At 43.2% G+C, this 14825-nt stretch carries 11 protein-coding genes; 5 read left to right on the forward strand and 6 right to left on the reverse strand.

From position 1 onward, the window contains the following. Positions 1 to 19 precede the first annotated feature (19 nt). On the forward strand, positions 20 to 289 hold the full coding sequence (yidD, locus tag CYL31_RS14425; protein WP_212915889.1) for a membrane protein insertion efficiency factor YidD: 270 nt from the start codon (positions 20 to 22) through the stop codon (positions 287 to 289). 2 nt (positions 290 to 291) lie between these two features. On the opposite strand, the gene CYL31_RS14430 is transcribed toward yidD, so the two are convergent. The 4 genes from CYL31_RS14430 to CYL31_RS14445 form a co-directional block, all read right to left on the reverse strand. Then, positions 292 to 939: a LuxR C-terminal-related transcriptional regulator gene (locus CYL31_RS14430; RefSeq protein ID WP_212915890.1), complete on the reverse strand. Its 648-nt coding sequence runs from the start codon at positions 937 to 939 to the stop codon at positions 292 to 294. 28 nt (positions 940 to 967) lie between these two features. Then, on the reverse strand, positions 968 to 2926 hold the full coding sequence (gene acs, locus CYL31_RS14435) for an acetate--CoA ligase (protein WP_212915891.1): 1959 nt from the start codon (positions 2924 to 2926) through the stop codon (positions 968 to 970). Between the two features lie 120 nt (positions 2927 to 3046). Then, on the reverse strand, positions 3047 to 3799 hold the full coding sequence (locus CYL31_RS14440; protein ID WP_212915892.1) for a class I SAM-dependent methyltransferase: 753 nt from the start codon (positions 3797 to 3799) through the stop codon (positions 3047 to 3049). 87 nt (positions 3800 to 3886) lie between these two features. Further along, a complete protein-coding gene (locus CYL31_RS14445; protein ID WP_212915893.1) occupies positions 3887 to 4507 on the reverse strand; it encodes an HAD family hydrolase in 621 nt (206 codons plus the stop codon). A 282-nt stretch (positions 4508 to 4789) separates the two neighbouring features. On the opposite strand from CYL31_RS14445, the gene CYL31_RS14450 reads away from it, so the two are divergent. Next, positions 4790 to 5818, forward strand: a complete 1029-nt coding sequence (locus CYL31_RS14450) for a TAXI family TRAP transporter solute-binding subunit (RefSeq protein WP_212915894.1) — start codon at positions 4790 to 4792, stop codon at positions 5816 to 5818. Between the two features lie 96 nt (positions 5819 to 5914). Continuing rightward, complete coding sequence (locus CYL31_RS14455) at positions 5915 to 8038, forward strand: TRAP transporter permease (protein ID WP_212915895.1); 2124 nt, start codon at positions 5915 to 5917, stop codon at positions 8036 to 8038. A 115-nt stretch (positions 8039 to 8153) separates the two neighbouring features. Here CYL31_RS14455 and CYL31_RS14460 read toward each other — a convergent pair whose 3' ends face one another. After that, positions 8154 to 9602: a peptidoglycan DD-metalloendopeptidase family protein gene (locus tag CYL31_RS14460; RefSeq protein WP_212915896.1), complete on the reverse strand. Its 1449-nt coding sequence runs from the start codon at positions 9600 to 9602 to the stop codon at positions 8154 to 8156. Between the two features lie 423 nt (positions 9603 to 10025). Between CYL31_RS14460 and fdhD the strand changes: the two genes are divergently transcribed. Both fdhD and CYL31_RS14470 read left to right on the forward strand, forming a co-directional pair. Continuing rightward, complete coding sequence (fdhD, locus tag CYL31_RS14465; protein ID WP_212915897.1) at positions 10026 to 10904, forward strand: formate dehydrogenase accessory sulfurtransferase FdhD; 879 nt, start codon at positions 10026 to 10028, stop codon at positions 10902 to 10904. Continuing rightward, positions 10897 to 13224 (forward strand): FdhF/YdeP family oxidoreductase, encoded by a 2328-nt coding sequence (locus tag CYL31_RS14470; RefSeq protein ID WP_212915898.1) that lies wholly within the window; start codon positions 10897 to 10899, stop codon positions 13222 to 13224. The genes fdhD and CYL31_RS14470 overlap by 8 nt, the downstream gene beginning before the upstream one ends. A 91-nt stretch (positions 13225 to 13315) precedes the next feature. On the opposite strand, the gene CYL31_RS14475 is transcribed toward CYL31_RS14470, so the two are convergent. Next, positions 13316 to 14770, reverse strand: a complete 1455-nt coding sequence (locus CYL31_RS14475) for a TrkH family potassium uptake protein (RefSeq protein ID WP_212915899.1) — start codon at positions 14768 to 14770, stop codon at positions 13316 to 13318. Positions 14771 to 14825 lie beyond the last annotated feature (55 nt).

The following is a 14825-nucleotide window of genomic DNA, read 5'->3' on the forward strand; positions in this document are numbered from 1 at the left end:
TTACTAGACAAAGTCACCCATGAAAAAAATGTTCGTATTAATGGTAAAAGGCTACCAACTTTTAATTAGTCCATTACTAGGGAATAACTGTCGCTTTTATCCTAGCTGCTCTCACTATATGATCCAAGCAATTGAGCGATTTGGGATTGTTAAAGGTGTGTATCTAGGTTTAAAAAGGTTGTCTAAATGTCATCCATGGCACGAAGGTGGCATGGACCCAGTTCCAGACTCATGCCACTGTAAAAACGAAAAAATAGAAAAAGATCAGATTAAAAAAGAAAAGAAGTAATGTTACGTTGTGGTCATCTGTAACTTCAAATCACTTGCCACCAATACCGCTTGCGTTCTGTTATTAATTTCTAGCTTACGAAAAATCGCCGTTATATGCGCTTTCACAGTGGCTTCAGAAATAGACAACTCATAAGCTATTTGCTTATTTAGCAGACCTTCATGCAAATAACAAAGAACCTTGTATTGCTGAGGTGTCAGCTCTGTCACTTTATGCTGCATTGATAAATCAGGCTTAGGTTGGTTGGCAACAGCTTGCCTAAGATCTTCAGGTAGCCAAATGTCTCCAGCCAAAATAGCATGAATCGCCTTGGCATAAGTTGCAGGCTCACTCGTTTTAGGAATAAAGCCCAAAGCGCCAGCATCAATTACCTTGGCAACCATCACACTGTCTTCACTGCCGGAAATAACTGCCACAGGCACATCAGGAAAGTCCTTACGAATTCGGATCAATCCATACAATTCGCCACTACCGGGCATATTTAAATCCAACAGCAGCAAATCCAGATCACTTACATTTTCTAAACATTGCAAAGTCGAATCCAAATCATGGGATTCGACTATGACAATACCCTCAATCTCTGCCCGTAATGCACCACATAGCGCACTACGGAACAAGGGATGATCATCCGCGATAACAAGTGAAATCACTGTGTATCCTTTTTAAATATGTAAACCTTTACACATTTAAACGGTTTTCGATTAAATCATCAACCACACTTGGATCAGCTAATGTACTTGTATCACCTAATTGATCATGTTCGTTTGCGGCGATCTTTCTTAAAATACGACGCATGATTTTACCTGATCGCGTTTTCGGTAAGCCTTTGCTGGCCCACTGAATAAGATCTGGTGTAGCAATAGGCCCAATTTCTTGTCGAACAAACTGCTTCAATGACTTAGTCAACTCTTCATCTGGAATCACACCAGCAATGGCACTAACATAAACATAAATGCCTTGCCCTTTAATATCATGAGGGTAGCCCACGATAGCCGCTTCAGCGACAGAAGGGTGAGCAACCAGTGCACTTTCAATTTCAGCAGTTCCTAGGCGATGTCCCGATACATTCAATACATCATCCATACGTCCAGTGATCCAATAATGACCATCCGCATCTCGCGAAGCACCGTCACCAGTGAAATACATGCCTTCGAAAGTACTAAAATAAGTTTGTTCGAAACGTTCATGATCACCATACACTGTTCGCGCCTGACCAGGCCAAGAATCCGTAATAACCAAACCGCCCTCTACTAAAACACCCTGCTCTTCTTGCAAAACACCTTGTGCATCAACCAAAGCTGGCTGCACACCATATAAAGGACCAGTACATGAACCCGGTTTGATATCACCTTGAACAATACGCGGCGTCATCATCATGCCACCAGTCTCTGTTTGCCACCATGTATCAACAATCGGACAAGAAGCATTACCAATTTCGTTGTAATACCAAGACCAAGCTTCTGGATTGATTGGCTCACCAACACTCCCCAATACTCGTAGAGAATCACGCTTACTTGAACGAGTCGCTTCATCACCTTTTGCCATCAAAGCACGAATTGCCGTTGGCGCAGTGTACAAAAGAGTCACGCCAAATTTGTCTACAACTCGGCCAATACGACCAGAATCCGGATACGTTGGTACACCTTCAAATAAAATGCTCGTCGCACCATTAGCAAGTGGCCCATAAACCATATAGCTATGGCCAGTAATCCAACCTACATCAGCCGCACACCAATAAATATCATCTGGTTTGAGATCAAATACCAATTCATGAGTTAACGAAGCGTATACTAAATATCCGCCTGTTGTGTGCACCACACCTTTTGGCTTACCGGTTGAACCAGAAGTATAAAGAATAAAAAGCGGGTCTTCTGCATTCATTCGTTCTGCTGGACATTCAGTACTTTCATTCTCTACTTCAACCGCCCAATCCAAATCACGCCCATCAAACCAAGGCACATCTTTTTTGGTGTAACGATAAACAACAACGCTTTCAACCGATGGGCAAGCATTGTTATTCAGCGCCATATCAACATTGTGTTTAAGGGGAATAGTGTTGCCTGCACGACGACCTTCGTCTGCGGTAATAACAAGCTTCACTTCACAATCGTTTAAACGGTCAGCGATAGCATGGGCAGAAAAGCCACCAAAAATAACAGAGTGAATCGCACCAATGCGAGCACAGGCCAACATAGCGTAAACAGCTTGTGGAATCATCGGCATGTAGATGGCAACGCGGTCGCCCTTTTGGACGCCTTGACGTTTTAATAGATTGGCTAAACGCCCGACTTCATCATGCAATGTTTGATAGGTAATCGCGACTTTCTCGTCGTTTTCTTTGTCGCCTTCACAATAATAAGCGACTTTATCCGCTGAGCTGGCTAGGTGACGATCTATACAGTTATAAGCCACATTCAGCTCACCGTCTTCAAACCATTTAATGTTGACTTCACCGCGTTTGAACGAGGTGTTTTTAACCTTGGTATAAGGTTTAAACCAATCTAAACGCTTCCCTTCTTTACCCCAAAATTCGTCTGGGTTTTCAATCGATTCTTGATAGCGTTTTTCAAATTCTGCTTGACTGACATTGGCATTTTTTGCCGCCTCATTTGAGGTTGCGCTATATAATGACTTCATAACCCGCTCCATTGTTAAATTTGTTATTCGGATGCTGAACTACTATAACCCGCTAGACGTCCCGATCTATTCCACTTTAGTCTTATTGGGAAGCCTTATTGAGACTATTCATTTAAGCATCTAATTATTCGCCTCAGCAAAACGCCCTGCTTTTACAAAAAATGGTAGATGTATTTCTTGTTTCTTCGCAGGCTCAGACCATGCGTCACGGATAATAGGTGATGCATCTAATAGAAAATCATCGCCACATTCTTGTATACGCAATTGAGACGCCGACCAAGTTCGAATGAAATCCAGCGTTTGCGTGACCGACCAATGACAGCTCAGCTCAAATGCTGGAACGTCAATTAATTCAAACGGAAATTTAATATCGCGATATTGATTCCATAATAAACGACTTTCTGCTGGCCAATAGGTTTCCAGATGCGGTAGTACTGACTCAGCAATCGCCTTGTCTTCAGCCTCCCCTACTTGCAACCAATTGTAACCCCAGCAAACAAACATTCCACCCGGCTTTAATACGCGTTTAAGTTCAGCCCAGAAAGCCTCTAGGTTAAACCAATGCAGCGCATGAGCTACACACACCACATCAAAATAATGATCAGGGTAAAGCGTCTTTTCGGCAGGAAAAACTTGATAGTTTACTTTGCGATGAGGCGTCGCTGCGGTCACTTGAGACTCACTAATATCAGACGCTTCTACACGATCAAAATACGCAGCAAGGTCAACAGAAGCCTGCCCCGTACCACAGGCACAATCCCACACGACACTTGATGAAGGCACTTGCTGGGATAGCCAATAATAAAGCTCAGCCGGATACATAGGCCGAGTCCGTGAATAACTAGTAGAAGATTGCCCATCAAAAGTACGCATAGAGCCCCCTAGACCAAATAGCATTTTATACCTCAACAGCTTAATTTAAGGCTTCAAGCAATTCTATTGCTGTTATCAGCCAATAATCTAGCTGGACAACACCCCATGTTGATGAAGCACAAGACGTGCTTCTTTTATTCCTTTAACCCGAAATGCTTTCATACCCAGCGCATTAGCCGTATCAATATTGATCTGATTATCATCAATAAACAGAATTTGCTCGGGTGCAACCTGTAAATTACGAATCACATGATGATAAATCGCTTCATCTGGTTTTACGTGCCCCACTAAATGTGACGCGTAATAACTGTGAAATTTACCAGCCAAGGCCATTTCATCCATTAACCTTGGCCAATGAGCGGCATTCGTATTAGATAAGATAGCACGATGATATTCAGGCTTCACTGACTCAACTAACTCAAGCGCACCAGCAAACAAACCTCTTGGCCACGCCTTAAAAGACATTTTAAATGCTTCTTTATCTATATTACTACCAACCTCTTTTAGTAAGCGATCGGCAAACTGATCAAAAGTAATTTTACCTGAGTCAAACGCAGCGACTGTCGGTGATTTTAACCACTGCAACCAAACTTCAGATTCCTCACCTTGCGTATTCAACATAGCATGCATTTCAGAAATATCGCCTAAATCCACTAAGACATTTCCCAAATCAAACAATACAACACGAATATTATGATCTTGTGTCATTATTTTTCTCACCTCGAGTCCATCGGCAACATTTTGCTCATACTATAAAACGATATGCTACAAAATAGCATGTTAGTCTTGGTTTTTACTCACTTACATGATGAGCAATTTATTGCCGATAGCGAAACGTCAACCATAAGCAATAAATAGCGCATATGTGTATAAAAAAAGTAAGAAAACACCAATCTTAAAATAAAAACAATATATATCAATAAGTTATATATTTGGCATGATAATCGCTTTAGATTATGTAACCAACCCCATAAATAGGAGAAAAATAATATGAAATTGGGCTTTGTTACTAAAACTATCCTTACTAGCGCAACAGCTGCTGCTATCGCTTTATCAGCATCAAGCGCATCTGCCGCAGATAATCGCAATTACATCCTAGCAACAGCATCAACAGGAGGCACCTATTACCCTGTTGGCGTTGCTATTGCTACCTTAAGTAAAGTAAAACTAGAGCCTAAATTTGGCCTATCCGTTTCAGCAATCAGCTCAGCGGGTTCTGGCGAAAACATCAAACTGCTTCGTGAAGACCAAGCACAATTCGCGATTCTACAAGGACTTTACGGCGCATGGGCTTGGGACGGTGAAGGCCCATTTGAAAGCTCAGGCAAACAAACTGAATTGCGCTCCGTTTCTATGCTTTGGCAAAACGTTGAGCATTTTGTGCTAAAAACAGATCTAACTAAAACAGGCACAATGTCGGATTTAAAAAGCCTTGAAGGAACAAACCATAAATTCTCAATCGGCACAAAAAACTCAGGAACAGAAGGCTCAGGTCGCCAGCAACTTAAAGGCCTAAATATTGATCCAGATAAATTCGCTCTTGCTTACATGGGCTATGGAGCAAGTGCCGACGCTATGCAGAATGGCAACATTGACGGCATGAATACGCCAGCGGGCGTTCCTGTTAGCGCAGTCACTAGACTTTATGCTTCTATGGGCGACAAGGTCAAAGTATTAGACTTCACTGACGAGCAAATCAAAGAAGCAAACGGCAACTATGAGTTGTGGACCCGTTACGTCATTCCAGCGAATACTTACCCAGGTCAAACCAAAGACATCAACACAGTCGCTCAGCCGAACTTCCTTGCAACACGTGCTGATTTATCAGAAGAAGATGTTTATCAACTAACTAAGTCACTTTATGAAAACTTGGCCTATTTAAGCGCTATCCATAAAGCAACATCCGTGATGTCTATTGAAAAAGCCATTGCAGGTCTTCCTGTTCCACTGCATCCAGGTGCAGCTCGTTACTACCGTGAACGTGGTATCAACATACCTGATCGTCTGATCGCAAAATAACATTATTCATTCGTGTTCTAGCGCCGTACATCAGTACGGCGCCCTCTTTGCGTCTTTGCACAATTCGTTTTTTGTACACATAAAGGTAGCCTGTCTATGACTGCTTCATCGCAACCAACCGCGCCTCAAGACATCAATCTTGAAGATTTTGAAACCAAACACCGCTCTGGCCCTTGGCTAAACCGTTTTGTGTTTGCCCTTTCAATTTTCTTGGCTGTTGCCCACATTTACATCAATACCATAGCTACTCTGCCAGAACTCTGGGTATCTGCGTTTCATTTTGCAGGCTTCGGTATTTTGTGTGCTTTACTCATTCCAGCCAATCCTAAATGGCGAGACAGTAAAGTTGCTCTGTTTTTTGATAGCGCTATTGTGCTCGCCCTAATTAGCATGGTGCTGTACATCGTTTTTTTTGAGGATGCTCTTTACGCCAGAGGTGTAACCTTCAATACCTCGGATTGGATAGTATCCAGCGTCGCTGTTTTACTATCTCTTGAACTGATTCGCCGTACCAGTGGTTGGTTTATTCCCTTTCTCATTATCGTTGCACTAACCTACGTTGTACTTTGGGGAAGCTGGCTCGGTGGGATGTTTAACTTTCCAGGACTGAGTGTTGAAACCTTGTTGTACCGCAGTTTCTTTAGCACCGATGGTATGTTCGGCTCTATCTCTAGAATCTCATGGAGCTTTGTCTTCATGTTTATTTTATTTGGTGCCTTTTTAGTTAAGTCTGGTGCGGGTGACTTTATTATTGATCTATCCCGCTCACTTGCTAGCAAAATGATAGGTGGGCCCGGTTTTGTAGCCGTATTAGGTTCAGGCCTAATGGGCTCGGTTTCTGGCTCTTCCGTTGCTAACACAGTATCAACGGGTGTTATCACCATTCCTCTTATGCGCAGAGCGGGATTTCCTGCACGTTTTGCCGCTGGTGTAGAAGCTGCAGCGTCTACAGGTGGGCAATTAATGCCGCCTGTTATGGGTGCCGGCGCTTTCATTATGGCGTCCTATACACAAGTATCGTATGTCACCATCATCAGCGTTGCGGCCATTCCTGCCTTGTTGTATTTCCTATCTGTTGGTTTCTTCGTACGTGTCGAAGCAAAACGCAGTAAGGTTATCGCAACAGAAAGCGATGATGCAGTCAATATTTCACAAGTTCTCAAAGATGGTTGGCATCATGTTGTGCCACTTGGTGTTTTAGTCACGCTGTTGGTGCAAGGATTTACACCAACATACGCTGCGGGCATCAGTATTTTGGCCGTTATTGCCGCATCGTTTTTATCTAGCAAACACAGGATGGGACCAGCAGCAATTCTAGATGCTATGGCTCAAGGCGCGAAGAACATGTCTACCACCGCAGTTCTGTTGGTTGGTATAGGTTTAGTGGTTAACGTCATTAGTACCACTGGCGTTGGCAACACCTTCTCATTGTTAATTACCAATTGGGCTGGTGGTAGCCTGTTCTTTACTATTGTTTTAGTCGCCATTGCCTCTTTAATTTTGGGTATGGGCTTACCAGTAACAGCGTCTTACATCGTATTAGGAACACTATCGGCTCCCGCTCTATTCAATCTCATTGCAGAAAGCCAACTCTTGGACATGATGGCATCTGGCAGCTTACCTGAAGCAGCAAGCGCTGTTTTTATGTTGGTTGACCCTTCAGCTATCGCTTCTTTAGCGCAAGGCATGCCAATGGAACAGGCTCAAGCATTATTGGCACAAGTTCCTAACGACTTCAAAAGCATGTTAATGGATCAAGCCCTAGGCGCTCAGAGTGTTGCAATGATTTTAGTCACAGCGCATATGATCATCTTTTGGCTTTCACAAGACAGTAATGTGACTCCACCAGTATGCTTAACCGCTTTCGCTGCGGCAGCCATTGCAAAAACACCGCCGATGCTAACGGGTTTAACAGCGTGGAAACTGGCGAAAGGTTTGTATATCGTTCCGCTATTAATGGCCTACACTCCGTTAATTGGCGGTGATTCGGAAACATTATTACGTCTGTCTTTCTTTGCCATCTTTGGTATGTACGCGTTAGTTGGAGCGATGGAAGGTTACTTAGAAGATAAGTTATCAATAGCTTCCCGCTTCATTGCGTTAGTCGCTTCTGTGATGATGCTATGGCCACATCTACCGCTTTGGATTAATTGTATTGGCCTAGTGATTTTCTTAGCGCTGTTCATTATGGGCAACAAATCCTATAAGAAAAGCATGTAATCAATCTTTGGTCTTTAGCTACAAAGACTACTAAGCAAAAAAACACAAAAAAGGGCGTCTCTTCATTGGAAGAAGCGCCCTTTTTATATTTTATATGTCAGTCTAAAAACAACTGTTAATTTACAGCCGCATCCAATTCAGACGCTGGTTCTGAATCTGATTCAACCCCTGTATTTTTAGCTGAGTCTGCAGCCTGAGCGCTTTCCATCATTCCTACCCAGCGTTTAACATTACTGGCGTATTCTTTTTTCTCACCCTTAGGAATGGATTGAGTGGTAGGAATTTCCGCCGTCATAGGATTAACTGGGCGACCTCGTATATGCAATTCATAATGCAAATGGGCACCCGTTGTGCGGCCAGTATTACCTGACAAAGCAATCACTTGGCCACGTTTAACCTTTTGGCCTTTTTTCACCAATATTTTGCTCAAGTGCAAAAAGCGTGAACTGTAAGGACCGGTGTAATCAATGACAACGTATTTGCCTGCATATTTATGCGAGGCAACACGAGTAACAATACCATCTCCTGTCGCCAGAACTTCTGTTCCTGAAGGAGTAGCTAAATCAACACCATTATGCGGTGCTGGACGTCCCGTAATAGGATGTAACCGATTGGCATTAAAAGGTGAACTAATTCGATACTGCTTGCGAGTCGGCCAGCGCAACAAAGAAGGCGTTAAGCTATTGCCATCACGATCATAAAAGCGCCCGTCTGAATGTAAAAAAGCACTGTATTTCTGGCCTCTTACTGTTATTTCAAGCGCTTCTAGTTGATCTTCACCTACCTTCACATCACCGATACTGCCTTTTTTGACAATAATATTAAAGTCATCGCCTGCTCTAAGGTCTTTACGGAAATTCACTCGGCCTTTTAGCACATCGTTAATAATTAAAATATTTGTATCTGATAATCCAGCTTTTTTGGCTGATAGATAAAAGTTGCCCTTTATCTTGCTGTGTACGGCTTCTTGCTTGTAAGTGATGGGCTTAATATTTTCTTCATAACTAAATCCTCCACCATCATGCTGAACATAAGAAACACTTTTACTAATATCTATGCGGCGAGTCATCTTCACAAGGTCGCCATTTTCATCCAATTTAAAAGTAAACTTATCATTGGGCTGCAAAGGCTCAAGCACAAGGAACTCTTGATCTGCTTCCAATACCGCATACAAGGATTCACGGGACAAACCTAAACGAGCAAAAATGCGCTCTAAGGTATCTCCAGACTTAATAACGTATTCAATAGGAGGAATAGCGGCAGTGACTTTCTCCACGTTTTGCAGAGGATTAGTCGTAACCAGCGAGTCGTAGTTATTATCTTCATCCGTATTCAGGCTATCGGAAGGGTTTTCCGCGTTTTTCTGATCCGCAATGTTAGCGGTGCCGCTCTTCGCTGCACCATTCTTAGCAGTACTAGGTAACACATATTCTTTAAGATTATTTGTTGGCGATACAAGAGACTTATAGACAAACAACAAAACGATAAAAACAACAAAGATAATGGATAACCAAGCTCGCGGGCCAGAGAAAGCCCAGTTCGAGAGGCGTTTAATAAACTGCATAAATAAAAACTCATTAAAACAAAAAGTGGTCCACTGAGAACTTAACTAAATGCCAACATCAAGGTTGAACAAGTTCTCGATCTATGACAAAAACAGAACCACACTTTGTAGCATGTGCTTTTTCCTTGCCACTGTTGAACTGCAAATAATCACAGTCCATACCCTTTTAACCTATTGTTTTACACAACCAATACGGAAAGGATTTTTGATGCTTAATTTTTCGAGGTAGAATACGGCATTTCAGGGTCTAAATAAATACTTAGTCCCTGAAAGGGGCACTCCTACTTGCGTCTTTTTTAAACAAACACTATCTATTCAAAGTTCATGTCGTTTTCATGCTCTTTCTTAGCGCAAAATCATTGGACGCTTTTAGCCTCTCTCCGTACTATAAGCACATCTTATTTATTAACTGATCCAACTATCATGCAGCATTCACCTATTTCTTTTACCAGTCACAGACGTCAAATATTTGGCCGCTGTGATGTCTTACAAAAAGATATCATGCAGCCAGATACTCGACTCAAACAGGAATCATTAGAATCGGCCGAACTTGTCGAAGAAATGCCGCTTGCCATCAGTATCAATGACATTTCTTACGCCATCATGATGGTAACACCAGTGCATTTAGAAGCTTTTGTGATTGGTTTTGCTCGCAGCGAAGGCATTATTGAACATATAAATGATATCCGAGACATTACGGTTCAGCTCACAAAAACACAACCAGACATAGACAGTGTTGCGATCAATTTAGAGCTAAGTCCACGTCGATTTTCTCAATTCAAACAAAGAAGACAAACACACCTTGGTGCGACTGGCTGCGGTTTATGCGGAGTAGAATCCTTAACTCAAGCTATTCCAACACTGTCCAAGCTTCAGCCTAGCCAAGCAATAGACGAAGCTAGTTTAATCGCATTAAGATCACAATTATCCGAATACCAAATATTGGGCAACAAAACGGGAGCGGTTCATGCTGCCTTACTGATATCTCCCGAAGGTGAACCCATTTTTTGTATGGAAGACATAGGCCGACACAATGCCCTAGATAAGGTAATTGGCTATGCGCTACAACAGGATATAAACTTACATAATTACAGCGTTTTGATGTCGAGTCGATGCAGCACAGAACTGGTTCAGAAAGCTGTACGAGTCGGACTTTCTAGGCTGATCCACTTAGCGTCTCCAAGCACACTTGCCGTCAAGCTAGCTCAGCATTACGGATTAGCATTAATTCATTTACCCAAGCAAGACGCGCCACGACTATTCGCGTCTTCAGCCCAGCAAAAAGGAACAAACGATGAGTAAAAAAACTGACTTTTACACGCCATATAAAGGACCTGCTGGTGGCTGGGGTGCATTGCAGAGCACCACAAAACATTGGCTAAAAAGTGAAAACGCAGTACGCAATATTCACACCTTATTAAAAACCAATCAGCCCCATGGCTTTGATTGCCCGGGTTGCGCTTGGGGTGAAAAACACGATCCAGCTAAAATCCGTTTCTGCGAAAACGGAGCGAAAGCGGTTAACTGGGAAGCCACGTCTCGAAAAGTCGACGCTGCTTTCATGGCAGAACACAGTGTGACTTGGCTAAATACTCAAAGCGACTATTTCCTTGAATATCAAGGCCGCCTCACTGAGCCCATGCGCTATAACCGAGAAACTGACCACTACGAAGCCATTTCTTGGGAACAGGCTTATAAGCAAATCGGCGATACATTAAAACAACAAACCAATCCAGATAATGTCGCCTTTTATACGTCTGGACGAGCAAGTAATGAAGCTGCGTTCTTGTATCAGCTTTTTGCTCGTGCTTACGGCACTAACAACTTTCCAGATTGCTCAAACATGTGCCACGAAGCCAGTGGTTATGCCCTAACTAGCAGTATTGGTATTGGCAAAGGTACGGTTGAAATTGACGATTTTGAACACGCTGATGCCGTCTTTGTTTTTGGTCAAAACCCAGGAACAAACCATCCTCGCATGTTGGAAACACTAAAAGAAGTGGTACAACGAGGCGCACAATTATTAAGTTTCAATACGCTACACGAGCGTGGTTTGGAACGCTTCCAAAACCCACAAAGCCCAATTGAAATGCTCACCAATGGCTCCAAGCCAACTAATACTGGTTACTTCTGCCCTAAAATCGGCGGAGATATGGCTGTGGTTCGTGGCATGGTCAAAGTGCTTATCGATTTAGAAGAAGCAGCGCAACAACAAGGCAAAGCTGTTTTTGATCATGACTTCATCAAAGAACACACTCAAGGTTTAGATGCCTACCTTGAACAAGTTAAACAAACATCTTGGCAAGACATCGTCACTCAGTCAGGTCTAAGCAAAGAAGACATCACTCACGCCGCCAACGTCTATGCCAAAGCGGAAAGCGTTATTCTAACCTGGGCAATGGGCATCACTCAGCATCATCATTCGGTTGCTACCATTCATGAGATGGTCAACTTAATGGCGCTTCGTGGCAACTTGGGCAAACCAGGCGCAGGGGTTTGTCCTGTTCGCGGCCACAGTAATGTGCAAGGCGATAGAACCATGGGCATTAATGAACGCCCTTCTCAGGCTTTCCTTGATGCCTTGGAAAAACGCTTTAATTTCACGCCACCACAAGAGCATGGTTTGGCCGTTGTTGACACAATTCGAGCCATGCGTGATGGCAAAGTCGGCGTCTTTATTGCTCTAGGTGGTAACTTCGCCGCTGCGACTCCAGATACACAAGCCACAGAGCTGGCATTAAAACAATGTCAGCTCACGGTACAGATCAGTACTAAACTAAACCGCTCTCACCTTATTACAGGCACTGAGGCGATTATATTGCCTTGTCTTGGTCGTACCGACATAGACCACCAAGCGAAAGGTCAGCAAAAAGTCACGGTAGAAGATTCTTTCAGCATGATTCATGCTTCTGGTGGCGTATTAGAACCGTTAAGCAAGGAGCAAAAGTCTGAACCAGCCATCGTCGCAGGAATCGCCGCTGCGACACTAGGCAACTTCCCTATTGATTGGAACGAAGTGGTCAGCGATTACGATCTAATTCGTGAGCACATTGCTGCCGTTGTCCCCGGCTTCAATGACTTCAACCAGCGTATTTTACAAGATGGTGGCTTCTACCTAGGCAACAGCGCGCGCGAAAGAAACTGGAAAACACCAGCCGGCAAAGCCATTTGCCATACTCATGTATTGCCTGAATCTATTCTGCCGAAGCGTGCGCAAGATTTACTGTCAGACAAAACGCTCATCATGCAAACCCTGCGTTCGCATGACCAATACAACACCACAATTTATGGTATGAACGACCGATACCGTGGCATTAAAGGCGAACGTAAGGTGGTGTTTATCAACCCTGCGGATATACAACGTCTCGGCTTTGAAGAAGGACAAAGCGTCACACTACGTTCAATTTGGGATGATGGTGTGGAGCGAAAAGTTAGCGGTTTCAAGTTAGTTCCTTATAGTATTCCAGCAGGCAACATTGCCGCTTACTACCCAGAGACTAACCCATTAGTACCGCTAGACAGCCATGGGGAATTCAGCAATACACCAACTTCAAAAAGTATTGCGATAGAACTAGAAGCATATGAAGAAGAAAGCAACGGCATTGCTGTAGCAACGCTTTAGTTTATCGTTAGGCAAGACCCAAAAAGGGCAAATATCGCTGAGATATTTGCCCTTTTTGCTCTTACTATCTATCAAAACGATCAAATACTAATCAATGACGCCACATGACTGGGAAGAAAAGCACCAATACAGTAAAGTATTCTAAACGCCCCAAGATCATAGCAAAACTCATCAACCAAGTACCTGTGTCGCTTAGCGGAGAAAAGTTACTACCCAGCTCAGCAAATCCCGGCCCAAGCACATTCAAGCAAGCTGCCGTCGCGCTCAAAGATGCCATAAAACTCATACCCGTCATCATCAGCAATACAGTAAATAAAACCGTGACCATAGCAGCAAGACACATAAAACCCATCACAGAATGACGTACATCCGCACTGATGGTTCGTCCCTGAAATTTCATCGCAAAGACACCATTTGGATGCACTAAGCGTTTTAATTCCAAAGAGATTGACTTCAACGAAATAATATTTCGAATGACCTTATTACCGCCCGCTGTCGATCCCGCACAACCGCCAATATAACCAACAAAAATCAATACGATCGAAGTCACAGCAGGCCAAGCACCAAAGTCCGTTGCTGCAAATCCCGTGCTGGTAATAAATGAAATCACATGAAAAAAAGACTGTGTGATAGAAACCCAAAGCCCGTCCTCTGAACCTGTCTGGAAAAGAAACAAAGCCAGTAACAACGCCACAAACGTAATGATCTTCAGAAAGCCACGCGTCTCTTCGTCTTTCCAGTACAACTTAATGCTGCGAGCAATATAAATACGATAATGCAGAGCAAAATTGACCGCGCCCAGCACCATAAAAATATTACAAATCCACAAGATTAACGGGCTTTTAAAATAGCCCATGCTGGCATCATGAGTTGAAAATCCGCCAGTCGATACTGTAGTAAAACTGTGGCCAATAGCATCAAACGCTGACATGCCAGCAAAGTAATAACTCAATGCGCACAACCCCGTAATAGCAAGATACACCATCCATAAATAATGGGTCGTACTAGACATGCGAGGAGAAAGCTTATCGTCTTTAATCGGCCCAGGTGTTTCCGCCTTTAACAAGCGCATGCCACCGATGTTGAGCATTGGAAGAATCGCCACCACAAAGATCACCACCCCAAGACCACCCATCCATTGCAAAAACTGACGATACATCAAAAAAGTCGGCGCCATATCATCTAAACCAGACAACACGGTTGCACCTGTAGTTGTTAATGCGCTAATGGATTCAAACACACCATCAGTAAAGGAAACATGTGTAATCGATATGATAGGAATGGCTCCCAACACACCGACAGCCAACCAAGTTAAGGTAGCAAATAGCATAGCTTCACGAGTATTCACTGAAGGTAAAGGGTGTTTTTTAAAACCCAGTAAAATAATCAGAGAAACGGTAAAAGTAATCAAGGCTGGCGTCGCAAAAGCACGCCCAACATCGTCCTTAAAGAACATAAAGGACAACTCACCGAATACAAACTGCACCACACTCATCCATAAACACGGCATCGTCAGCAAGCGCATAATCAATAATGGGCGAATCATGAGTCGTCACGACTCCTATAAACAATCTGCACGGTATAAATAATCTTTAAATAGA

Source organism: Marinomonas sp. A3A (genome assembly GCF_018336955.1).
Taxonomy (GTDB): Bacteria; Pseudomonadota; Gammaproteobacteria; order Pseudomonadales; family Marinomonadaceae; genus Marinomonas; species Marinomonas lutimaris.

Bases quoted from the DNA above. Each gene is read 5' to 3' on its own strand.
- yidD (WP_212915889.1), top strand. From the start codon at position 20: ATGAAAAAAATGTTCGTATTAATGGTAAAAGGCTACCAACTTTTAATT.
- acs (WP_212915891.1), bottom strand. From the start codon at position 2,926: ATGAAGTCATTATATAGCGCAACCTCAAATGAGGCGGCAAAAAATGCC.
- CYL31_RS14440 (WP_212915892.1), bottom strand. From the start codon at position 3,799: ATGCGTACTTTTGATGGGCAATCTTCTACTAGTTATTCACGGACTCGG.
- CYL31_RS14445 (WP_212915893.1), bottom strand. From the start codon at position 4,507: ATGACACAAGATCATAATATTCGTGTTGTATTGTTTGATTTGGGAAAT.
- CYL31_RS14450 (WP_212915894.1), top strand. From the start codon at position 4,790: ATGAAATTGGGCTTTGTTACTAAAACTATCCTTACTAGCGCAACAGCT.
- CYL31_RS14455 (WP_212915895.1), top strand. From the start codon at position 5,915: ATGACTGCTTCATCGCAACCAACCGCGCCTCAAGACATCAATCTTGAA.
- CYL31_RS14460 (WP_212915896.1), bottom strand. From the start codon at position 9,602: ATGCAGTTTATTAAACGCCTCTCGAACTGGGCTTTCTCTGGCCCGCGA.
- fdhD (WP_212915897.1), top strand. From the start codon at position 10,026: ATGCAGCATTCACCTATTTCTTTTACCAGTCACAGACGTCAAATATTT.
- CYL31_RS14470 (WP_212915898.1), top strand. From the start codon at position 10,897: ATGAGTAAAAAAACTGACTTTTACACGCCATATAAAGGACCTGCTGGT.
- CYL31_RS14475 (WP_212915899.1), bottom strand. From the start codon at position 14,770: ATGATTCGCCCATTATTGATTATGCGCTTGCTGACGATGCCGTGTTTA.